The 21,804-nt window shown below is 62.3% G+C and carries 20 protein-coding genes; 5 read left to right on the forward strand and 15 right to left on the reverse strand.

All coding sequences use genetic code 11. The features are described from left to right. Positions 1–43 precede the first annotated feature (43 nt). Complete coding sequence (locus tag V4529_02545; protein MES2357200.1) at positions 44–1,525, reverse strand: molybdopterin-dependent oxidoreductase; 1,482 nt, start codon at positions 1,523–1,525, stop codon at positions 44–46. Between the two features lie 224 nt (positions 1,526–1,749). Between V4529_02545 and V4529_02550 the strand changes: the two genes are divergently transcribed. The 3 genes from V4529_02550 to V4529_02560 all read left to right on the forward strand — a co-directional run bounded on the left by V4529_02550 (position 1,750) and on the right by V4529_02560 (position 5,577). After that, positions 1,750–3,627 carry a transketolase gene (locus V4529_02550; GenBank protein MES2357201.1) on the forward strand — a complete coding sequence of 626 codons (1,878 nt, stop codon included), beginning with the start codon at positions 1,750–1,752 and terminating at the stop codon, positions 3,625–3,627. Between the two features lie 6 nt (positions 3,628–3,633). Further along, the gene (locus V4529_02555; GenBank protein MES2357202.1) at positions 3,634–4,827 is read left to right on the forward strand and encodes an FAD-dependent oxidoreductase; all 1,194 of its coding nucleotides are present in this window, start codon (positions 3,634–3,636) and stop codon (positions 4,825–4,827) included. 108 nt (positions 4,828–4,935) lie between these two features. Then, the gene (locus V4529_02560; protein MES2357203.1) at positions 4,936–5,577 is read left to right on the forward strand and encodes a DUF4142 domain-containing protein; all 642 of its coding nucleotides are present in this window, start codon (positions 4,936–4,938) and stop codon (positions 5,575–5,577) included. Between the two features lie 51 nt (positions 5,578–5,628). On the opposite strand, the gene V4529_02565 is transcribed toward V4529_02560, so the two are convergent. Genes V4529_02565 through V4529_02575 form a run of 3 tightly spaced genes read right to left on the reverse strand, consistent with a single transcriptional unit; the run spans position 5,629 to position 8,109 of the window. Further along, positions 5,629–6,699: an alkene reductase gene (locus V4529_02565; GenBank protein ID MES2357204.1), complete on the reverse strand. Its 1,071-nt coding sequence runs from the start codon at positions 6,697–6,699 to the stop codon at positions 5,629–5,631. A 19-nt stretch (positions 6,700–6,718) separates the two neighbouring features. Next, entirely contained in the window at positions 6,719–7,588 is an 870-nt protein-coding gene (locus V4529_02570; GenBank protein MES2357205.1) for a formate/nitrite transporter family protein, read from the reverse strand. Next, positions 7,588–8,109 carry a ferritin-like domain-containing protein gene (locus tag V4529_02575; protein MES2357206.1) on the reverse strand — a complete coding sequence of 174 codons (522 nt, stop codon included), beginning with the start codon at positions 8,107–8,109 and terminating at the stop codon, positions 7,588–7,590. The genes V4529_02570 and V4529_02575 overlap by 1 nt, the downstream gene beginning before the upstream one ends. A gap of 55 nt (positions 8,110–8,164) precedes the next feature. Here V4529_02575 and V4529_02580 point away from each other — a divergent pair, with 55 nt between their 5' ends. Continuing rightward, on the forward strand, positions 8,165–8,608 hold the full coding sequence (locus tag V4529_02580) for a DUF488 family protein (protein ID MES2357207.1): 444 nt from the start codon (positions 8,165–8,167) through the stop codon (positions 8,606–8,608). Here the strand turns inward: V4529_02580 and V4529_02585 are convergent. Then, entirely contained in the window at positions 8,589–8,810 is a 222-nt protein-coding gene (locus tag V4529_02585) for a DUF2945 domain-containing protein (protein ID MES2357208.1), read from the reverse strand. The two genes, V4529_02580 and V4529_02585, sit on opposite strands and share 20 nt — an antisense overlap. 201 nt (positions 8,811–9,011) lie before the next feature. Between V4529_02585 and V4529_02590 the strand changes: the two genes are divergently transcribed. After that, a complete protein-coding gene (locus V4529_02590; protein ID MES2357209.1) occupies positions 9,012–9,671 on the forward strand; it encodes a hypothetical protein in 660 nt (219 codons plus the stop codon). A 459-nt stretch (positions 9,672–10,130) separates the two neighbouring features. On the opposite strand, the gene dapF is transcribed toward V4529_02590, so the two are convergent. From dapF to lptC, 10 genes are all read right to left on the reverse strand, one after another. Continuing rightward, positions 10,131–10,985 carry a diaminopimelate epimerase gene (gene dapF, locus V4529_02595; protein MES2357210.1) on the reverse strand — a complete coding sequence of 285 codons (855 nt, stop codon included), beginning with the start codon at positions 10,983–10,985 and terminating at the stop codon, positions 10,131–10,133. After that, positions 10,958–11,698: a polyprenol monophosphomannose synthase gene (locus V4529_02600; protein ID MES2357211.1), complete on the reverse strand. Its 741-nt coding sequence runs from the start codon at positions 11,696–11,698 to the stop codon at positions 10,958–10,960. The genes dapF and V4529_02600 overlap by 28 nt, the downstream gene beginning before the upstream one ends. Beyond that, on the reverse strand, positions 11,691–14,135 hold the full coding sequence (locus V4529_02605) for a YfhO family protein (protein MES2357212.1): 2,445 nt from the start codon (positions 14,133–14,135) through the stop codon (positions 11,691–11,693). Before V4529_02605 ends, V4529_02600 begins: the two co-directional genes overlap by 8 nt. Beyond that, the gene (locus V4529_02610) at positions 14,132–15,046 is read right to left on the reverse strand and encodes a lysylphosphatidylglycerol synthase domain-containing protein (GenBank protein ID MES2357213.1); all 915 of its coding nucleotides are present in this window, start codon (positions 15,044–15,046) and stop codon (positions 14,132–14,134) included. Before V4529_02610 ends, V4529_02605 begins: the two co-directional genes overlap by 4 nt. Positions 15,047–15,050: 4 nt before the next feature. Next, positions 15,051–16,214: a glycosyltransferase gene (locus V4529_02615; protein ID MES2357214.1), complete on the reverse strand. Its 1,164-nt coding sequence runs from the start codon at positions 16,212–16,214 to the stop codon at positions 15,051–15,053. Positions 16,215–16,217: 3 nt separating this feature from the next. Next, a complete protein-coding gene (locus V4529_02620; protein MES2357215.1) occupies positions 16,218–17,183 on the reverse strand; it encodes a glycosyltransferase in 966 nt (321 codons plus the stop codon). Then, entirely contained in the window at positions 17,180–18,643 is a 1,464-nt protein-coding gene (gene rpoN, locus V4529_02625) for an RNA polymerase factor sigma-54 (protein MES2357216.1), read from the reverse strand. Before rpoN ends, V4529_02620 begins: the two co-directional genes overlap by 4 nt. Beyond that, positions 18,640–19,434, reverse strand: a complete 795-nt coding sequence (lptB, locus tag V4529_02630; GenBank protein ID MES2357217.1) for an LPS export ABC transporter ATP-binding protein — start codon at positions 19,432–19,434, stop codon at positions 18,640–18,642. The genes rpoN and lptB overlap by 4 nt, the downstream gene beginning before the upstream one ends. 422 nt (positions 19,435–19,856) lie before the next feature. Then, complete coding sequence (locus V4529_02635) at positions 19,857–21,242, reverse strand: hypothetical protein (protein MES2357218.1); 1,386 nt, start codon at positions 21,240–21,242, stop codon at positions 19,857–19,859. Next, positions 21,242–21,784 carry an LPS export ABC transporter periplasmic protein LptC gene (gene lptC / locus V4529_02640; GenBank protein ID MES2357219.1) on the reverse strand — a complete coding sequence of 181 codons (543 nt, stop codon included), beginning with the start codon at positions 21,782–21,784 and terminating at the stop codon, positions 21,242–21,244. Before lptC ends, V4529_02635 begins: the two co-directional genes overlap by 1 nt. Between the last annotated feature and the right edge of the window lie 20 nt (positions 21,785–21,804).

Below are 21,804 nucleotides of genomic sequence, written 5' to 3' on the forward strand. Positions count from 1 at the left end.
GCACCGTGCTCCGCTCGCTTTACACGCGCCTTACGCGCGATCGTCAGATGCCCGCTTCCTGACTGTAGTATTGATGGTCCTCGCGCCAGCCCCCCTGGCCGGCACCGATGTGCTTGTAGTCATGCACGAATTCTATGCGACGAACGTACTTCACCATTGCGAAGCCGAGTTGCGTCTCCACACGCACGCGAAGCGGGGCACCATGCGGCACCGGTAACGTGTCGCCGTTCATCTCATATGCGAGGATGGTTTGTGGATCGGACGCGACCTCGATGGCGATCGTTCCGTAGAATTGACCGGGGCCAGCAGCGTCCGGCTCCGAAGTCGCTTTATCATCCAGCGCATGGAACACCAGATAGCGCGCCGCCTCGAGCGGCCGGCAGCGTTCCATTATGCTCGCCAGCGACACGCCACCCCAACTCGCGACCGCCGACCAGCCCTGAATGCAATCGTGCTTGGTGATCTGCGTCTGCTTGGGCCAGCGCCGGAGCTCCTCGAGTGACAAGCGCAGCGGATGCTCCACCAGGCCGTCCACCTCAAGCACAAAGTTGACGAACCCTTCCCGAGCCATCGCTGCGTACTCTGCTTCCGCGGGCGGCCGTCCATTCACTCGAAAATAGGGTGATGTCTCCGATGGCGAATATTGTTGCGCCGAGCGACCGTGGCCGAACAGCGCATGACGCAAGCGGTCCGTGACGGCCTGTGTGCGGCGCTGCACCATTCGCGGGTAGCGCAGCGAATACCATGTCGCGAGGATGTGAATCAGAATGACTCCGCCAAGCCCAGCGAGTCCCACGATCAGGCCGAGCGCACCGTGCACGTGCCGGACGTCGCCGAGCACTATCAACGCCATCTGGCTGACCTCGCCATGCAGGATCACCATCGCGAGGTGTGCAGCAGAGAACGCCAGAAACGCGCACAGGCACAGGAAGTGTATGCTGCGAGCTGCCTGCCGGCCACGAAAGATGCGGATGTACCACGGAAAGCGCGCTGCGATCGACGGCGACATGGCCAATCCCGTGGCGATTGCGAGCGGCGACAGCAGGAAGACCACCGAGAAATACGCAAGCTGTTCCAGAGGATTGTAGCGGCCTGGCGTGACCACCAGATGCAAGCTCACGTACGACTGAAGCGCGTGAAAGGCGCCCGGAATTATGGACCAGGACGTCGGAACCAGCCGCCGCCACTCCGGTGTGACGAAGAGCATCAGAACGTACAGCAGACCGGTGAGCAGCCAACCGGCGTCTGCGAGGAAGTGCCAGTGCCGCCCGAGTCCGAGATTCCTGCGGCCCGGCAGCGCAATCCACGACGAGAACGACTCCTCCTCGTCGCGCGACGTCCAGAGCTCGTTTGCCGGCATGCGTTTGCGCGTGAGCCGGAGCCATTCGCTTCCCGGTGTGCAGTCGTCATTCCAGTAGAGCTTGGGATGCGCGCTCAGTATTTCCAGCCCGCTGCGTACCAGGAGCGATACGAACAGCAGGTTGAGGAAGTGCGTCGCGCGCAGCCAGAGCGGAAAGTCGAGCATTGTCACTTCAGGATGTCGGATATGAGCAGGGACGTGCTAGCGGCGGCACCAGGCCGACGGTTGTTGATTGCATTGCTGTGAGTTGACTCCTTCCTTTCGTCGTTCCGTGTGAGTGCATGGATCGCGCCGATGCTGGCATGGAACGTGAACCACTTGATGCGTTCGCCTGACGCCGGCCTCCCGCTGTCGTCACTGCGAGCGATCCTTCTGGATGGATTGTCGTAATGGACGATTTGCTCTCACGCGCATCAGAGCTGGGAGCCCAGCTCAGAGTCGATAGCATCAGATGCACGACGGCCGCTGACTCGGGCCATCCAACGTCGTCGATGTCGGCCGCGGATCTCATGGCCGTACTTCTGATCAAATACTTGAAGTACGACTGGGTTCATCCGCACAGCCCTGGCAACGACCGCCTCATCTTCTCCAAGGGTCACGCCAGCCCGCTGCTCTACTCCATGTACAAGGCGGCCGCCGTCATCACGGACGAAGAGCTGTTGTCGTTGCGCAAGTTCGGCAGCCGTCTCGAAGGACATCCAAAACCATTGCAGAGCGCGGAATCCCACGGCGCGCCACAAGGGCTGCCATGGGTCGATACCGCCACCGGTTCGCTCGGACAGGGCCTGCCAGTGGGCATCGGCATGGCGCTCAACGGAAAATGCGTCGACAAACTGCCGTTCAACGTGTGGGTGTTGCTGGGCGACAGCGAAATGGCCGAAGGCTCTATCTGGGAAGCATTCGACAAGGCTGGCCACTACAAGCTGGATAACGTGATAGCGATCCTGGACATGAATCGCCTGGGTCAGCGTGGACCGACCGATCTCGGCTGGGACGCACCCGCTTATGCGGAACGCGCGCGCGCCTTCGGATGGCACGCAATCGAGATTGACGGCCACGACATCGAAGCGGTCGATCGTGCATACACGGAAGCCCTCGCACAAACAGGGCAGCCGACGTGCATCGTCGCGAAGACGGTAAAGGGGTCAGGTGTCTCGCTGGTCGCGAACAAGAACGGCTGGCATGGCAAGCCGCTCGATCCAGACCAGGCGAAACACGCCATCGAGGAGCTTGGCGGTGAGCGGCACATCACGGTGAGTGTTGCGAAGCCCGAGTCAGTGCCGCCAGCGGCGCGACCACCAGCCAAGCCGTTGAAACTGCCTGTTTATGAAGTCGGTACCGAAGAATCCGCGCGACAGGCGTTTGGAGACGCGCTCGTCGCTATTGGCGCCAACCGCCCGGACGTTGTGGTGCTCGACGGCGAGGTGTCGAATTCAACATTCACGGAGGAATTCAACGCCGCGTACCCGGATCGATTCTTCGAGATGTACATCGCAGAGCAACAACTCGTCGCTGCCGCCGTCGGCTTCGCTGCTCTGGGGAAGACGGCATTCGCTGCAACCTTCGCCGCCTTCTTCAGCCGCGCGTTCGATCAGATTCGCATGGCCGCGGTGTCGGGCGTGAGCATTCGCCTCTGCGGGACGCACCCCGGTGTCAGCATCGGCGAGGACGGCCCCTCGCAGATGGCTCTGGAAGACATGGCTATGATGCGAGCAGTCCACGGCAGCACGGTGCTGTATCCGTGCGATGCCAACCAGACCGCGCATCTCGTGACAGCCATGGCGGATCTGTCCGGCATTTCGTACCTGCGCGCAACCCGCGGCAAGTTGCCGGTGATCTATCCATCGAGCGAAAGGTTCCCGATCGGCGGCAGCAAGGTGCTTCGACGTTCGGAAGCAGATCAGGCGACAATCGTGGCGGCGGGCGTCACCGTGCACGAGAGTCTGCGCGCGTACGAGCAGCTCGCGTCAGAAGGCATCCAGGTGCGAGTTATCGATGCGTATTCTGTCAAACCGATCGACGTGGAGGCACTGCACGAAGCCGCGCGCGTGCCGGGAGGTTGCACTGTCGTGGTGGAAGATCACTGGAGCGAGGGCGGCCTCGGCGACGCTGTACTGGGTGCGCTGGCGGACGCGCCGGAAATTCCCTACAGGGTGATCAAGCTGGCAGTGCGCGCGATGCCGACATCGGGGAAACCGGCGGAGCTGCTGAGCGCCGCTGGGATCGATGCGGAGCACATCGCGCAGGCGGTAAGGATGGCACTCTGAGACATAATGCCGAGTTATAAATACCTGATCGTGGGCGGCGGAATGACGGCCGCTGCTGCCATCGGTGGAATCCGCGAGCTGGATCTCGCTGGCTCCATTGGAGTCATCGCGTCCGAGCCGCATCCACCGTACAACCGGCCACCTCTGTCCAAGGGACTCTGGAAGGGCGCGGCTCTGGACAGCATCTGGCGGGCTGCAGCCGACGACAACCTGACGTTCCACCAGGGGCGCACCGCACGCAATCTCGACGCGCAGGGCAAGCGAGTCACGGACGATCGTGGCACCGTGCACGAATTCGAGAAGCTGCTGCTCGCCACGGGATGCAGAACGCGAACTTTTCCATTTGGCCAGGATGAGATCATCTACTTCCGAACCGTCGATGATTACGAGCGGCTACGCAGCGCAGCCGGCCACCGCGATCGCTTCGCCGTAATCGGCGGCGGGTTCATCGGCTCGGAGATCGCGGCCGCGCTGGCAATGAACGGAAAGAAGGTTACGTGGATCTTCCCTGATGAGTTCGTGGGGAGTCGCATGTATCCGCCCGAGCTCGCGAAGTCGCTGAGCGAACTTTACCGCGAGCGAGGCGTTGAAATCATTGCGCGGGCGAAAGTGACCGGCTGCGAATCGCGCGCTGGGGAGTCGACGTTGACGGTTCACGACAGCCAGAGCGGGGCCGATCGGAAGATCGTCGTGGACGGCGTTGTCGCAGGCATAGGCGTTCAACCGAATGTGGAACTGGCTCAGGCTGCCGGCCTCAGCGTCGACAACGGCATCCGCGTCGATGCATCTCTGCGCACTGACAATCCCGATATCTACGCCGCGGGAGATGTCGCGAGCATCTTCGACCCCATGCTCGAGGAATGGCGCCGCGTCGAACATGAGGACTGCGCAAATACCATGGGCGCGCACGCGGGCGTCGCTATGGCTGGACGCACTGTGTCATACGAGCACCGGCCGTTCTTCTATTCCGACATCTTCGAGATGGGCTACGAGGCCGTCGGCGAGGTGGACAGCCGGCTCGACATGATCACTGACTGGAAAACTCCGTGCAAGGAGGGCGTGATCTACTACCTACGCGAAGGGCGCGTGCGTGGGGTGTTGATCTGGAACGTTTTCGGATTGGTGGACGGAGCCAAACGGCTCATTGGCACGGCGACATCGATCCATCCGTCTGTCCGGGAAGGACGGCTTCCGACGTAGTGGTTGCGCGACCGTTCCGCATGCACCAGGTGCACCCGGCGTGCTTTTTGCTCGCCGATATTGGTCTGTGGGACTGCCTTCTGTGTCCCATCACTTTACGGAGGGTGTATGCACGTTGATCCATCGCGATACGTCGGTCTTGCGACGCTCGCTGCGTGCGCGGTGCTCGGCGGATGCAAGGCGAAGGAGAATCCCGCCGCAGACACGACGTCGGCAATGAGCGCGACGACAGGCGACACGTCTGCCATGGGTGGAGCGGCGAAGGCTGCGGACACGACGGCGGGAGCCGCTGGTGCTGCGTTGTCGGATGCCAACATTGCCGCACTGGTCGATGAAGTGAACATGGGAGACAGCACGCTCGCGGCTTCGGCGCTCCCCAAGCTCACCAGCACAGGGGCTAAGGACTTTGCCAAGTTGATGATGGGCGAGCACCATGCGCTCCACCTTCGGGGCATGCAGGTCGAGAAGGCCCAGAACATCACGCCAGCGCTACCGACGGTGGACCCCTTCAAGCCGGCCGTCGACGCCGAGCAGACGGCGCTCGGCCCGCTGTCGAAGGGCACGGCGTACGACTCGACCTACATCGCGCAGGAAATCGGAATCCATCAGGCCGTACTTGACTGGGCGGGGAAGAATACTCCCCAGGACGCCGCCTATCAGAAGTACCTGAAGTCAGCCGGCTCGGTGTATCAGAATCATCTGGATAAGGGGCTCGCGCTTCAGAAAAAGATGAGCGGCGCCAAAACTTAGTCCGCACGTTTCCAGTGTGCCGGCGCGCGCCGCCGGCACACTCCCGCTGCGTTATCCCGCCATCGTCGGGTAGTCGATGTATCCGTGCGGTCCGCCCGTGTAGAACGTTGCGCGATCCGGCTCGTTAAGTGGAGCGCCTCGCTTCACGCGCTCGACGAGATCCGGATTCGCAAGGAACAGCCGCCCGAACGCCACGAGATCGGCGCAGTGGTTCTCCAGCGCACGCTCCGCGGTTTCCGGTGTGTAGCCGCTCGCAGTGATCAGCGTCCCGCCGTACGATTCGCGCACGAGGGCTGTCGAACAGACCTGTCTCTCGTCCGGACCAGTCGTACCAACCGGTGCTTCGACGACGTGCACATACGCAAGTCCGCGATCGTTAAGCACGGCTGCGACATGTGAAAACGTCTCCACCGGATCCGCGTCATGAATTCCGTTCGATCCGCCCGCGGGTGACACGCGCACTCCCACACGCTCGCTCGGCCAGACCGAAGACACCGCGTCGAGTATCTCGAGTAGAAAGCGGGTACGATTGGCCGGACTGCCACCGTACTTATCCGTACGTTGATTGGTTCCGGTCTGAAAGAACTGATCGATCAGATATCCGTTGGCGCCGTGCAGCTCGACGCCATCGAAGCCTGCCTCGCGCGCAACCTCGGCGCCGCGCCGAAATTCGGCCACAACGCCGGGCACGTCCTCCGATGCCAGCGCGCGCGGCGTTTCGAAGTCCCTCATTCCGTCGGGTGTGTATGCCTTGCCGGCGGGTGGAATCGCGGAGGGGGCGACTGGTTGCTGTCCGTGGTAATACGCATGCGACACGCGCCCGACGTGCCAGAGCTGCGCGAAGATCCTGCCGCCAGCGTGATGCACTGCGTCCGTCACGATTCGCCACCCATCCCGCTGCGCGTCGGTGTAGATGCCCGGCGTGTCCTGATAACCCTGTCCGAGCGCACTGACCTGCGTCCCTTCGGTGATGATCAGGCCCGCGGTCGCGCGTTGCGTATAGTACTGCGCCATCAGCGCGTTGGGGATCCCACCCGGCGCGCGATTACGCGTGAGTGGACACATCACCATGCGGTTCGACATCGTGATGGGCCCGAGATGATATGGTTCGAGAAGAAGCATCGGTGATTTCCTGTGATTGTTACTGTGCGTCGGACGTTACCTGTCCGTGATTCAACATCGCAACGAGCACGACGCCGCCAATGACGTTCCCGATTATTGCCGGAACGAGAAAGCCGCCGAGCATCGCGCTCCAGCTGGCCGCACCGATCAATGCAAGGTAGAATGCCTCGACCGCACCTGCAATCGAGTGACGAAACCCGAACGCCGCAATCGGAGCGGTCGTTATCCAGATGTAAAGCACCTGCGTTCCGGTCGCACGCGTCGACGATACCAGCCACGCCATGAGCGCGATGAGCCAGCCGCCGAATATCGCGCGGTATATGACCAGAGCGAAGCCGCCGTTGGTACCGTACTTCGCCACATCGAGCAGTGCGCGCTGCATCGGGTCGTCCAACAGTGGTGTTCTGGCGGCGAGCGTGGCGAATATCGCTGCGCCAATGAGATTGCCAACCAGTACGATCACCCACAACCGCAGCAAGCGCCCAAACGTCCTTCTGTCGCGTCGTTGCAGAAAGGGTATGACCGGCTCGAGCGTGTTCTCGGTGAATAGCTGATTGCGTGCCTGCACGACGAAGATGAACCCGAGCGGATATCCCACAGCGATCGCAGCGGGTGCATACGCCGCCGGAACCCAGAGCGTGAGGTATGCTGCTGCGAGAAAGCTGAAGCCGATTGTAAGGCCGGCCGCCAGTGCCGACCATCCCAGGTCGCGCGCAGGTCGCCGCATTTCCTCCTCCGCGACAACGCGAACGTTCTCGTGGATTTCCGCCGCGGAGAGGCGAGTGCCGGTCGCCGGAGTCGTGGTGTCGAGGGGCTGCTGCGGCGCGTGAGTCTGCGCCGCTTCGTCATCCTCCGACGGCTCGGATTTTGGCTCCGGCGTGGCGCTCACTACTTACTGCCGCGTTTTGCTGCGGAGGTACCCTTTCTCTCCTGCTCGTTCGGCACGACGCCGAGCGCGGTGGCGAGATCGATCTGGTGATCCTGTTCCTGCTTCACGATCTCACGCAATATCTCGCCCAGCGCATATTCGCCGAGGGCATCCGCCTGCCTGATTCGTTCGCGGTAATTGCGAATTGTGTCATCTTCAGCCTGAAGATCCAGGCGCAGCATTCCCTCGTTGTCTTCTGACACTTCGATCGGTTTGGGCTCGTGTACCGGGTACGCGCCGAAATAATCCAGCTGCCGTGCGATCGCCAGCGCGTGATCGAGCTCCTGATGTGCGTGCTCAGTGAGCTGATCCGCGATGTTCATGAACCGCGCCGAGTCGAGTTTCTGACTGAAGATCACGTACTGGATGATCGCCTTGTACTCGCGGGCGATGTCGTCCTGCAGCCCCTGGATCAGCTGCTCTCTGGTTACCTGCGTCGGCTGCGCGCTGGACGCAGTTGCGCTTGCTCTTTTTGTCGCCATTTTGGAATTACGTTGGAGTGAGTTGGATGAGTTGGGTGAGCTGGATTACTGATCAGTGGATGAAGCAGGAATCCTGCCGGCAGCGAGCCCGGAGCGGACAGGGAAGGCAGGCCGCGCCATACTTGTGCACTGGAGCAGTGTGATGGTAGCCACCAAGCGGGCGTACGAACCCGCGGTCGAGGCGGACGGTTATCGCGTCCTGGTCGACCGCCTCTGGCCGCGCGGAGTGTCAAAGAGCGCGGCGCGGATCGACGCGTGGGAAAAGGAGATCGCTCCATCGAAGGAGCTACGGGAGTGGTACGGACACGAACCGGCGAAATGGCCGGAATTTCAGAAGCGCTATCGCAAGGAGCTGAAGACGGCAACTGCTTCGGCAGTTCTGGAGGATCTGGTGCATCGTGCCCAGCGCGGACCTGTCACCCTCGTTTACGCGTCGCACGCGGGCGAAATCAGCAACGCCGCGGTGCTTGCGAAAATCATCAGTCGGAGAGCTTCCTGAGCGCGGATCCCTTGTGCATTGCGATGTGATCGGTTGTGTCGCTCTTGATCTCGTACTGCGGCTCGTCCTTCGTTGCGTGGACGGTGTAGCCCTTGAACTGGATGTTGGAGGTCACGACGCGTGTGATATGGCCCCGAACTCTGCCGGCCTCAGAGTTCCAGCTGACGTGGTCGCCGCGCTTGAATTGCGTGTGGGAAGTCATGGATGTGGTTGGTCAGTTGCCCGATAGGCCAAGGCTCGCAATCCCGGTGCCGTCCGCTATCGGGCGCAGCCGGTCAAGGGCTATATTTGACGTGCTTCGACCCGTTGCATGCCGGAATGGCCGCCAGGCCGTCCGACGCGGCTGCAGATGTGCTTGCAGTAGGGGCGAGATGCAGTGCATAATATGTAAACCTATAAAATCATGACAAAAACTGGAACGCTGGCGCCATTCGACGGAGACGTAGCCGAGGAGCGCTTTTCGGAGCTCTTCGACCGCTACAAGCAACACCTCGCGTGGGTGGGCGTGGTGATAATCCTGGCGGGTGTGGGCGTCTGGTTCTATCTAAGGTCGGAATCGATCAAGTCGCAGCGCGCGGAGGCGGCTTACGAGGCCGCGGTCCAGAGCGTGTCATCGGGCAACCTGCCACTGGCGCAGTCCGATCTCAAGAAGGCGGCGGTTCGGTATGCCGGCACCAACGGCGGCACCGAGAGCTCCATGGCGCTGGCCAAGATCTACTACCAGCAGGGGAAGTATCAGGACGGTATTTCGGCGCTCACCGATCCGGCATCGAAAAAGGGAGACCTGCAGTACGAGGCTCGCCTCCTGACCGCGTCGGGATATGAGGGTCTGAACAAGTGGCCCGAGGCTGCCAAGGAGTACGAGGCAGCCGCCGAGGTCGCACGGTTCGACGCCGACAAGGCCAGTGCCCGAGCGATGGCGGCACGCGCCTATCAGGCAGCCGGGAACAAGGCGGCCGCGACGAAGATCTGGACCGATTTGCTTGCCGATCCCAAGAGCACCTTCGCGACCGAAGCGAAGATCCGCCTGGGCGAACTCGAAGCAGCACCTATCAAAACCTGACCTGACTTCACAAAGTGGATGAGGAGGCCGCCCGAATCGGGGCGGCCTTTTTCGTAGGTGGCGGCTGAGGCCGGCACGTCTGCGGGAAAACCATCGTTGTGAAGGAGACGACACCGGCCGCCTCGCACGTCGCCATGCAGCCGAAGACCGGGGCGCATGGTGGACCGGCGGCTGGCGTGGCTCGCGGGCGAAGGCGTCCAGCGACCCGCACGGAGAACGTGGCGGGTCATGTGTGGGTCCAGCCATCGCCGCATCACTACACACGACATCGGGGGCTTTCCATCGGCTCGTGTTGGCACCAGCGGCGCGACCGAGATATGGGCCACTTGCCGGAGAAGGCACCTCGATCAGGCGTTCGAGATCCATCAGCAACTAGCCAGTAAAGCGCCGGCATCTGTAGAAGATATGCGTATAATATGGATTATGTAAACTAGATAATGTGGGAAATGTGGGAAAACCCTACAAATCCACCAGCACCCCCTCGAACACCAGCCGCCCTTCGCCCCTCAACGAGGCCGTCCAGGAGCCGTCAGCGCCGCGTATAGACCGAATCCCCAGCCGACCGCCCGATGCAGTCTCGAGCTCCACGTCGTCGCCAGCTTCGCCCCACAGCCTGAGCAGAATCGCCGTCGCAACGCTCCCGGTGCCGCACGCCAGCGTCTCACCCTCCACGCCGCGCTCGAATGTCCGGATGTGCCACCCGCGCTCATCCTGGCTCACGAAATTCACGTTCGCACCCGCTTCGAGCGATCCATGATTTCTGACGTATCGCCCACGCCCCAGCACATCGCACAGCGCGACATCCGGCACACGGATCACCACGTGCGGGATTCCAGCCACGGCGAACCCGAGCCGCTCCTCGCCGCGACCGCGCTCGATGGCAGCCACGTCGGCCTCTGTCTCACGTATCGCCGGCAGGTCGAACTCCGGCAGGCCCGCCTGGATTCGGGCCCGCAGAACCCCCGTGCCGGTCTCGATGGCGAAGCCCGAACGGTCCACTGCCCCCAGCTTCGCCGCCAGGCTCGCGGTGCACAGCGTCGCGTTGCCGCAAAGGTCCGCAAGCGTGCCGTCCGCGTTGAAATACGTCAGCTCGATATCCGCAGCGGCGTTCCGGGGCTTGGTGAGGATCACGAGACCATCAGCTCCGACACCCGTCCCGCGGGCGCAGATGCGCTGGATCACGGCCGCACCCTCGAATTCGCCTGCCGCCTCGTTCCGGCCGTCGATGAAGACGAAGTCGTTGCCCGACCCCGTCATCTTCCAGAAACGCCGCCCCTCGACCATCGCTAGATCTTCCTGGTTATCGCCTGCCATCTGAGTCGCCAGACCATCCATATGGCCTCGCGGACTATCTGCTTGGACATCTTGCTCTCGCCAAGCGTCCGGTCGTGGAAGACGATCGGTATCTCCTTGATCTTGAACCCGCGCTTCCAGGCCCTGTAGCTCATCTCGATCTGAAACGCGTAACCATTTGAGTGGACAGCATTTAGATCGATCTCTTCAAGTACTTTCCGCCTGAATGCCTTGAAGCCGCCAGTAGCGTCGAAGACTGGAAGACGGGTCACGGCACGAGCGTAGATGTTGGCCAGGTAGCTCATCACCAACCGGCCGATCGGCCAGTTGACCACCGTTACCCTGCCGTCCTGGTACCGCGACCCCAGTACGATATCGGCGTCATCGATCGCCCTGAGAAACTGGGGAATGTGCTTGGGGTCGTGCGAAAAGTCGGCGTCCATCTCGAAGGCCACATCGTAATGGCGCTCGATCGCCCACCTGAAGCCGGCGAGGTAGGCGGTGCCGAGCCCCATCTTGGAGGCGCGCTCGACGAGGTGGATGCGAGGATCGGCGGCCGCCATGTCGGCGACCACCTGCCCGGTACCGTCCGGCGAGCCGTCGTCGACGATGAGCACGTCGATGCGCGGATCCTGATCCAGGATCAGCGGGACGATGCGTGTGACGTTGTCGCGTTCGTTGTACGTCGGCACGATGACGAGGACGTGCCGGATTGGCGGCCGGTGCTCAGGCAACGCGTCGTCGCTCCATAATGACACCACCGGCCAGGGCGATCAGCGCGATGACGATGGCGATCCAGGTAACGGTCTTCCCCGTTTCGTACGGCGCACTGGTAAAGGCGAGTTCGATCTTCCGTGCTCCGGGCGGCAGCTCCACCCCGATCATGCTGTACTGCGCTCGGCCGATGTGCCCCGGCTTGCCGTCGACCGTCGCATGCCAGCCTGGATAATAATTCTCGGAAACTACCAGCGCCGAGCCCGACGGCGCGCCACGGTCGAGTGTCAGAGACATCCTGCCGGGCGCATACGAATCGACGTGAGCTACGATCCCGGTCGGCGCCGGCAGTGTCGTCACCGGCGGTCCTGCGGTCACAGGCGCTGCAGGATCGAAGAGCGCCGCTGTCTCGACGTCGAAGCGGGGGTTCATGATGGTGGCAAGCACCGCGTCGTCCTCAGCCTTCACGATCACCGGGGCAACCCACGCGAACGGCGCGGAGCCCGGCAGCCGGTACACGTAATTGCTCTGCCCGCTCGCGTCTTCCGTCGACGGGCCGGCTACCTGGACGACGCCCGGCAGCACGGTAGCGAGCTGGTGGCTGTTGGCCAGTACGTATTGCGTGGCAGTGAGCTGGCGGATGTTCGTGTTGGTAATTATCTGACGCGTAGTTTCAGGACCTGGACCGCCGCCCTGCTCGATCGCTACAAGCGTGTTGTACCGCGCGAGCTCGTTGCCGTGATAGCCGATTGCGTCGAGCGCGCGATGCGTCATGAGCTCCGCGCCCGAATACAATGCGTCGTCGCCACCATTCTGCATCTCGATCGGCAGCACGCGGCCCGGCTGCGGCAGGCTGCCGAGGTATTTCGTTGCAGCGTCGGAGGCGTAGAGCTGGCTTGCCGGCGGCGAAAACACCCAGTACTGCTTGTTCACGACAAAGAGGTCCAGCGCGACCAGGAGCGCAATCGCCACGACGGGTCCGAATCGGCCCGCCGCCTTCCGGATCTCCGGCGCCCTCAGCATTGCAAGGCCTGCAAGTATCACGAAGATGAGCGAGCGAATCGCACCGATCACGAGCGCCGTATTGTTGGCGTCCACCGCTTCGAGCCGGCTCTCGGGAGCCACGCTTCGAGCGAATGCGGTCAGCACCCCCGTCGCAGCGAGCAGAACAACGGCAGCCGCGGCGATCCCCCAGCCCAGCACGTACTTGCGCGTCGTCTCGGACAAGAGCGCCTTCTCCACTCCACGCGCGGCGAATATCGCGATACCCATCGTTCCGACGAAGAACACCGAGTCGGGGGCACGGAAATATCTGGTACCGGGCACGAGGTAGAACGGAATGTTGTAGAATGGCGTGTTGCCGCCCAACGCCCAGAGCAGCGCTATCACGACCGTCACCGCCCAGAACCACAGCTCGCGCGACCGCCTGTCGCGCCTGATCCCGCTCAGGCCGAGTCCGCCGAGCATGAGCACCACGACTCCGACGTAATCGCCCTGGAAGTGGATGCCGTTGGGGCCCCAGTAGTGATCCAGGATGCCCGTGAACTCGGGCAGATACGCATTGAGAATCTCCTGCGGGTTCTTGGCGTACGACGTCGCTCGCTCGTAGGTCCCGATGCCGGACGCGCGTGGGGACCAGGCTACGTATTCGCGCACGGGGAGATACTGCACTGCGCCGATGGCGAGTCCGACCCCGACGGCGATCAGCGCGGCTGCGAGCCGCTTGACCGCGAGCTTACCGTCACCCGTTCCGTCCCGCACCAGGCCCACGGCGAGGACGACCGCATACGCGCCGGCAGCGAGCAGCGAATACTCGAGCAGCTGAGGATGCGGCGCGAGGATGTCCAGGCCAACCGTCGCGGCGATCGCACCGAGTGCCCAGAGACGTCCGTCACGGACCCACGCGACGATGGTCCACAGCAGCAGCGGAAACAGCGCGGCGACAAAGAGCTTGCCGTCGTGACCCGGGTTCACGTAGGTCGCGATGTGGCCACTCAGCATGTACGCGAGACCACCCACGAACGCGCCGGCGAAACCGAAGTTTGCGCGTCGCATGAACATGTAGGTAAACGCGCCGGCCAGGAAAATATGAACCATGAACCCCCACGTCATGGCGACGTCCGTGGGGAGAACCATTCTGAGCAGAAATGTCGGGTAGAAGATGTCGCCGTGCATCGCGGCGACGAACGGCATGCCGCCAAACTGGTACGGGTTCCACAGCGGGAATGACCCGGTCGCCTTGAGCGTGCTGGCCGCGAATTCCCTGAAGGCGTAACCGGCGATATACTGGTCGCTGTGCGGGCCGACGAGAAACTGTCCGGCGAGTGCGGGCAGACCGAGTGCCAGCGTGGCGATTGCGTACGTGACAGTCGCCCACAGGCCGGCAAATCGAGGCTCGTAGGAGCCGATCACCGGATCTGAGGTAAGCACTCTCTTCGCGCCAGCGGCTGCCGTCATTCGGAACGGGTTGGAGGTCGTAAGTGGCCCGCCGCGAGCGCGATGAGACCGGGTATTACTTCCAGTATGGTAAGCCACAATCGGCTCATGATAGCGACGATTACTGCGTCGCCGTACGTGGTGAGCCCCAGCAGTGGCAGTCCTTCCCAGATCCCCGCCTCGCGTACTCCTATGCCCGCAGGGGCGATCAGGGTGATGAATCCAACAATATACGCCGCAGTGTATGCGGCAATGTAGAGTACGACTCCGCCGTGCACAGCGCTGCGCCCGAGGATCGCGATGGCGAACAGGCGGAAGGCTTCCCCGTAGGCGCACCACGCGAACGCTGTTCCTGCGAGCGACCACCAGACGGTGCTCGACGGAATCACGGGAAGTCGAATATCCCGCTTCGTCAGCTTGCAGGCAAGGCGGACGGCGGCCGGAAGCCACATGGGCGCGGCGAGAACTCCACCAACCGACACGGCGGCGACTATCGCAAACACTGCGGCATGCGGCACCAGCCGCGAAGCGAAGATGAGTACGAGCGCGAGACCGGAGACGAGGTTGAAGACGTTCACGATGATCGACGAGCCGGCGGCCGCAACCGACGACGCTCCGGTTTCCTTCGCCATCACCCCCAGTGCGGCAAGTGACCAGAGGTTACCGGGGATGTACTTGCCGAGACTCGCCGCGAACCAGATGCGCGCCGCGGTCCACCATGGAAGCTGCGTGTCCCACGCCGCAAGGACTCGGCGCCATGTCTCGACAAGGACTGCGTAAGCGAGAAAGACGAGCAGCGAAGCCTCTATCAGCGCCAGCCACTCGATGTTGATCGTGGCGACGCGGTCGCGAATCATGTCCCAGCGCCTGGAGATCGCGATGCTCGCGAAGATCACCACGAGAACAGCGAACACCACCTGGGCAATACGCATCCACCTACTTCGCATCGTCGCTCACTGCATCACGGTAAATCCCTGCGTAGCGCTCGGCAACACTCTCCGGTGAAAAACGGGCCAGTGCGGCAACCCTGCCGGCCTTGCCGAGTCGTTCGCGAAGCGCTGAATCCTCCACAATTCGTTCGACGGCCAGGGCCAGCGCAGCCACATTACCCGGAGCGACGAGTGCACCGGTGACGTCGTTCTCGATGACGTCGAGCAGTCCGCCTGAGGCGAACCCGACTGGCGGTGTCTCGCACAACTGCGCTTCAGCGGCGACCAGTCCGAGGCCCTCGTCGATGAACGGCGCGATGAGCGCGGACGCACGCGAGAGCAGCTGCGGTAGCTCACCGTGCTTCACGTGACCGCGCCACAGAATCCTGTCCGCGACTCCGAGCTGGGCAGCAAGCTCCATCGACGCAGCCCGGTCCGGCCCGTCGCCGATCACGTCGAGTACTATGCTGCGCTTCATCGATGCGAGCGCGCGGATCGCGGTTTCTATTCCCTTCTGCGCCGAGAGACGTCCGACGAACACGATCCGGTTCGCGTCGCGGTCGCTGGTCGGTCCGAACAGCGATGTCGCGACTGGCATCGGAGCGACTACGGGTGCCGTGCGACACAGCGGGGCCGCCTGCGCGGCCAGCCAGCTTGAAACGCATGTGACGCGCGCGGAGCGCTGAAATACATAGCGCGCAAGCGGCCGCGCCGCGGGTTTTTGTCGTAGTAATCGGAGGTCCGATCCGTGCGACGTAGTCACCAGTGGCACGCGCGACAGCCGGCTCGCAGTCGATGCGGCGACTCCGTTGGGAAACCACCAGTGCGCGTGAAGCACGTCGGGCTTCCACCTGGACGTCTCGGACAGGATCGCTCGCGTTTCCGATATGATAAACGAGCCGAGCGCCAGCTTCGCGATCACCGACTGCGCGACGTCCTCGGCCATTGTGCCGCGGTATGCGAGTGTCTCACGAGCGCGTGGCGCGTAACGGAAGCGCCTCACTTTGATTCCACGAATCACGCTCGTTCCGTCGAGTCCGGCCGCCGACGGTGCGATGACGCGCACATCGACGCCGTATTGTACGAGCGCTGTCGCGAGGCCGAGGATGAACGATCCAGCGGCGTCTCCTTCGAACCGTGGAAATGAATGCGCTACGAAAAGTGCTTTCACGCCTCAGCGCAGTGAGTCCGTGTCGCGACCGACCAGCTCTTCGACCCGTCTCCTCAATTCGGCGATCTCGGCGCGCTGTGCAGCCATGAGCTCCGCCAGCAGACCGGTCGCGAAAAATACACTTCCAAGCAGCAGACAGACTTCCACGAGCGTGAGCAGAGGGCGGAATCCAACGCCCGCGATGATGCGGTACAGCACTGCGACGATGCCGGTCAGCACGCCGATGAAGAACAGCGCCGCGCCAAGTATGCCGAAGAACAGCAACGGCTTGCGCGCGAAACGCAGCTCGAACCAGACCGCCAGCATGTCCAGCACGCCCACGGGAATCCGGCTGAGTCCGAACTTGGATTTGCCCGCCATTCGTGGATACAGCGGGATCGGTGTCTCGCCAACCGTGAAGCCGCGGTGTGCCGCCACGACGATCATGTAACGATGCCAGTCCGGACGGACCGGAAGCGCCGCCATCACTTCGCGCCGATACGCCTTGACCGAATTGAGATCACGAACAGGCACGTCGAACAACTTCCGGCTCAGTCCGTTGTATATGCCCGACACGAACGCCTTATCGTAGTTGCCTTCCTTTCTGCCCGTCATCATGTCGAACTCACCAGCCAGGATGGGCTCGACGAGCTTGGGGATATCCTCAGGCTTGAATTGCAGATCCGCGGGATAGAATACGAGCACGTCTCCGCGCGAGTGGACGTATCCCGTGCGCAACGCATCCGCGATCCCGCGACGGGTGCGATGTCTCACGGAACGCAGGAACGGGTATTGTGCTTCCAGTTCCGCGAGAACCGTCGCCGTTGCATCCGTCGAACCGTCGTCGATAACGACGACTTCGTACTTGCCAGGATCGGCGGCAAACACTTCCGCGGCCTGACGCATGAACTCCGGTAAATTCTCGGCTTCGTCCTTTGCGGGGACGAGCACACTCACCTGCGGAAGTTTCGCCGCCGGCAGAGAGGTCATACGCGCTTGCGCATGCGCGCCGGCAGCACCCCGAGCTGATCGCGATACTTGGCAACAGTGCGACGAGCGATCTGAACGCCGCTCTCTCGCAGGATGTTGACTATCGCCTGATCGGTCAACGGGTGCTTCGGATCCTCATCCTCGACGAGCTTCTGGAGCTGCGCCTTGATGCCGCGGGCTGAAACGTCCTCGCCGTCGGCGGTTGCGAGGCCTGACGAGAAGAAGAACTTCAACGGCAGCACGCCGCGCGGCGTCTGCACGTACTTCTCGTTAGTCACGCGACTCACCGTCGATTCGTGCATGTTGATCACTTCCGCGACCTCGCGAAGCGTGAGCGGCTTGAGGAACTGCACGCCCTTCTCGAAGAACTCGCGCTGACGTTCGACGATGTAGTTCATCACCTTGAGCATGGTCTGACGGCGTTGCTCGATCGCCTGGATCATCCAGTTGGCCGAGTTGAGCTTGCTGGAGATGAACTCCTTGTTCTCGCCGTCGAACTTCTTCTTGTCGCGTGCGATGTCCTGATACGCCTTGCTCAGCTTGAGGCGCGGAAGGTTGGCGTCGTTCAGAAATACGTGATACTGCTCATCGATCTTGTCGACGACCAGATCCGGAATTATGTAGTTGTCCGAGCGCGCGCTGTAGCGCAGACCAGGTTTCGGATCCAGCTTGGCGATCTCATCGGCTGCGGCCTGCACGTCCGTCGCACTGATCCCGAAGCGCTTGGAGATCTCGCTCCAGCGGTGATTGATCAGTTCGTCGAAGCAGTCGCGCACGAGGCGGTACGGTACAGACTGTTGGAGGCCCGCCTCTCGAAGCTGGAGCAGCAGGCATTCCTTGAGATCGCGCGCGGCAATTCCCGGTGGATCCAGCGTCTGCACGATTGCGAGCATCTCTTCGCCTTCGGCCTGCGTGTACAACATGCCTTCACCGATCTCACGGCCGGCCGCCTCCGCGGCGCTCCTAGCCATGTCGTTCAACGCCACCACAATCTCCGAGACCGACGCGGCCAGATAGCCGTCATCGTTCACGTTGCCGATGAACTCGTCTGCGATGAGCGCCTGGCGTGGCGTGAGCTCGAGCAGGGCGACCTGATCGCGCAGATGGTCGCCGAGGTCGCGCGTGCCTACGGTGATCGGCTCGAAGTGCTCGCGCTCCTCACGCTCCTCACGATGACCACCGGTGTCGAAGCCGTCGAGTAGGATCTCTTCCCAGTCGATCTCGTCCTTCTCGGGAGTCTGCGGCTCCTCGACGGCGGTTTCCGCAGCGTCTTCGGTCTCGTCTTCCTCTTCCTCGTCGTCTTCGACGAGATCGAGGAACGGGTTGTTGAGCAGCTCCTGCTTGAGATGCTGCTGGAGGTCCAGGAGCGGCATGTACAGAAGATCCATCGCCTGATACAAGCGCGGATTGATCTTCAGGTCCTGCCGCATCTGGGTAGACTGGCTGAGGCTTGATCTCATACGTGTGCTCCGGTGCCGCCGCCTGCAAATCGTTCGCGTAGGCGAGCGGTTAGCGTGGGGCCCAAGTAAATCTTCGCGACTGTGTCGTCGAAGACCAAGTCACGAACCGTGCCGGAAACCTTCACCTGTCCGTCGAACATTATGTAGGCCCGGTCCACGATATCGAGTGTCTGCTCTACGTTGTGATCGCTTATCAGAACTCCAATGTTACGCTGCCGGAGGCCCGACACGATCGTCTGGATGTCGTGGACAGCGATCGGGTCCACGCCAGCGAACGGCTCATCGAGCATCATGAACTTGGGGTCCGTGACGAGAGCACGAGTGATCTCGAGCCGCCGCCGTTCGCCTCCCGAAAGTGCGTACGCCTTGCTCTTGCGCAGGCGCTTGATACTGAGCTCGTCGAGCAGCCGCTCCAGGCGTTCTTCCCGCTGAGACTGCGACAGTGGCAGCGTTTCGAGAATGGCGAGGATGTTGTCCTCGACCGACAGCTTGCGGAAGATCGACGGTTCCTGAGAGAGATATCCGATGCCCTTGCGGGCACGCTTGTACATCGGCATCTCGGTAATATCCTGACCGTCCAGCTTGATAGTACCCTCGAGAGGCTGGATCAGTCCAACGATCATGTAGAAAGTCGTGGTCTTGCCGGCGCCATTCGGCCCCAGGAGGCCAACGATCTCACCCTGCCGTAGATGTATCGCGACGTCGTTAACCACCTTGCGCCGCCGGTAGACCTTCACGAGCCCTTCTGCCTCGAGCGTACTCCTCCCGGGGCTGCGATCCTCGGGCGCGATCTGTCCCGTGGCCGGCCGCGGAAACTCTCCCGTCTGTCGCAACATGTCTGCGACCTGCGCACGTAGCGGCGCTATGTCGCTCCAGAGGCTATCCGAAAGTCTGATCTTGGTGTAATCGCCGACGTCGCCCGGCGGAATTATGAGCACTTTCTCCGTGGCGAGCCGCGGGAGTACCCACGTCGTGAGGTACGATCGCACTTCGTCCAGACTGAGACGCCCCGCTTCATGCTGTGCATCCTTGCCTTCGTCGCGCAACGTCCTGAGATACTCGTCGCGGTATCCTATCGCGATGTCGTTGAGCGTCGCCGAACCGGTGTCGTCGGCGCACCGGACCAGCGCTTCGAGCGCAAGCACGGACGAGCGCTCGTCGCCCGCCGCGTGCGCGAGCAGCGACGCGATGACATCGGAATAGATCGGGGCCGTCAATGTATTATTCCCCGGCGCGGTGCCGGCGGCCTGATAGTCCTGGGCGCGGCGGGCTTCTTCACCAGCGTCGTATCGACCGCCTCCACGTAGACGCCGCTCGCCTTGTCGCGAACCTTGACCGTGTCGATGCCGCCGTTGCGGAAGTTGATGTCGATGTCCCTGCCCGTGACGTAATTGACCCCGGGCCTGTCCTTGAACTTGTCGTTCTTGACGTGATAGTACGCGCGCGCATTGGTGCGCGACACAATCGTCTTGACCGGCGGCGTGCGCCCGCTGTCAGCCCGCGCGACGGTGTCGAACGTCGCGATCAGCGTATCTCCTCGCATCCAGTCGCGCTCGTCGGTCTTCATCGTCGCCGTATCCGGAATGCTCGTCGCGTAAGCATTGCCAACCGAGATGATCTCGTGGATCCGCTGGTTCGGAAGCAGGGCGTCGATTGAATCAGCGACGATGTCGCGATCCGGCGATGTCGCGTGTGCGCGCGTCTTGCCCCACGCCATCGCTCGCTCCAGCTCGTTGTTGCGCACCCGGAGGTCGACCGAGTCGGCGTACAGTTGAAGGTCCTGACTCGTTGCATGACCATTCGGTGTTGCAACCACGCGATTCACCAGGCGATTCTTGGAGAAGACGTCGATAACGCCGCCCGTAAGCGTGAACGGCCGAGTGCGACGGGCTTCCACGGTCGGCTTCTTCATGAGCCGCGCCGTTCCAGATCCCTGATCCATGAATGCGGAATCTCCGGTCGCGAACAGCTGTGGACGCGTGATGCGGACGTCACCGCCGGCGTAGACCAGACTGTCGGCGACGCTCGTGATGCGATCCGCAACGACGTCCACCGTATCGCTCGGCTTGTGCGTCAGCGTATCGATTTGAACTACCTTCAGCCTGGGCCGGCCAGTCGAAACGAGAATCGCCTCCGTGCGGATAGGCGCCACTGCGCGGTAGTAATCCGCGACGGGACCGCGCATCGTGCTCCCACTAGCCATCACGGCGAACACATTTCCTTCGGCTCGAATGTGTTCCTCTTCCATCCAGTACGTCATGTGATCGGCGTCGACCTTCGCGCGCGGGTCGCTGTAGTGAACGTTGCCGATGAGATACATGAGCCGCTGATCACCGTAGTACTCGGTGCTGTCGGAAATGAGCGTGACATCCTGCCCCTGACAGCGAGCGATCGAACCGCCCCCGACATACGTGTTGCGCTCGCCGCTTGGCAGCTTGATGCTGTTGAATCGTGTCGTACCCGCAGTCGAGCCCTCGATCTCGATGACACACTTGCTGCCCGGTGCCGGGCCGACGCGCTGCGCGAGCGCGGCCGGTGCGATGCACACCATACCGAGCGCGAAGAGCAGCGCGACAGTCGATTCCAGGCGTCGGTTCATCAGTGAGTCGGGATGATCACGGCGCCGCCCGTTCCGGACAGCACCTTGAGCACGTGAACGTTCTGAAGATTCGGATCTGACCGGAACCCGATTCCTGCCAGGCGCCTGTCGGGCTCGGTAATCACGAACGCGCTATCGCTCGAAATCTCGTTTCTGCTCTGATCGTATTTCAATTCCTCCGACGTGAGGTGACGGCCGTCTTCGGAATTCACCACTACATTCCCACGCGCCACCATCTGGCCCGTGTTGGTGTGATACGTCCCACGCCGAGAGGTCAGCACTGCGCTCTTGACGCCAGCGGTCGTGTAGAAAGTGGAGTTGACATGCATCAGCTCGACGCGCGTGTTGTCGTCAAAGAAATACGCGGTATCTGCAACGAGCTGGGCGTGCATCACGCCCTGATCCGTGAGATTGAACTTCGCTCCATACATCACCTGACCCGCGGAATCCGCAAGCGCCGAGCGTGCGGAAACCGGTGGGGTGGTCTTGTCGCTCTTGCAGCCGGACGCGACAAGTGTCGCCACCAGAATGGTGGTCGTCACCGTCTTTCCAGAGCCAACGT

It is taken from the genome of Gemmatimonadota bacterium (genome assembly GCA_040388625.1).
In the GTDB taxonomy this organism is placed as follows: Bacteria; Gemmatimonadota; Gemmatimonadetes; order Gemmatimonadales; family Gemmatimonadaceae; genus Fen-1247.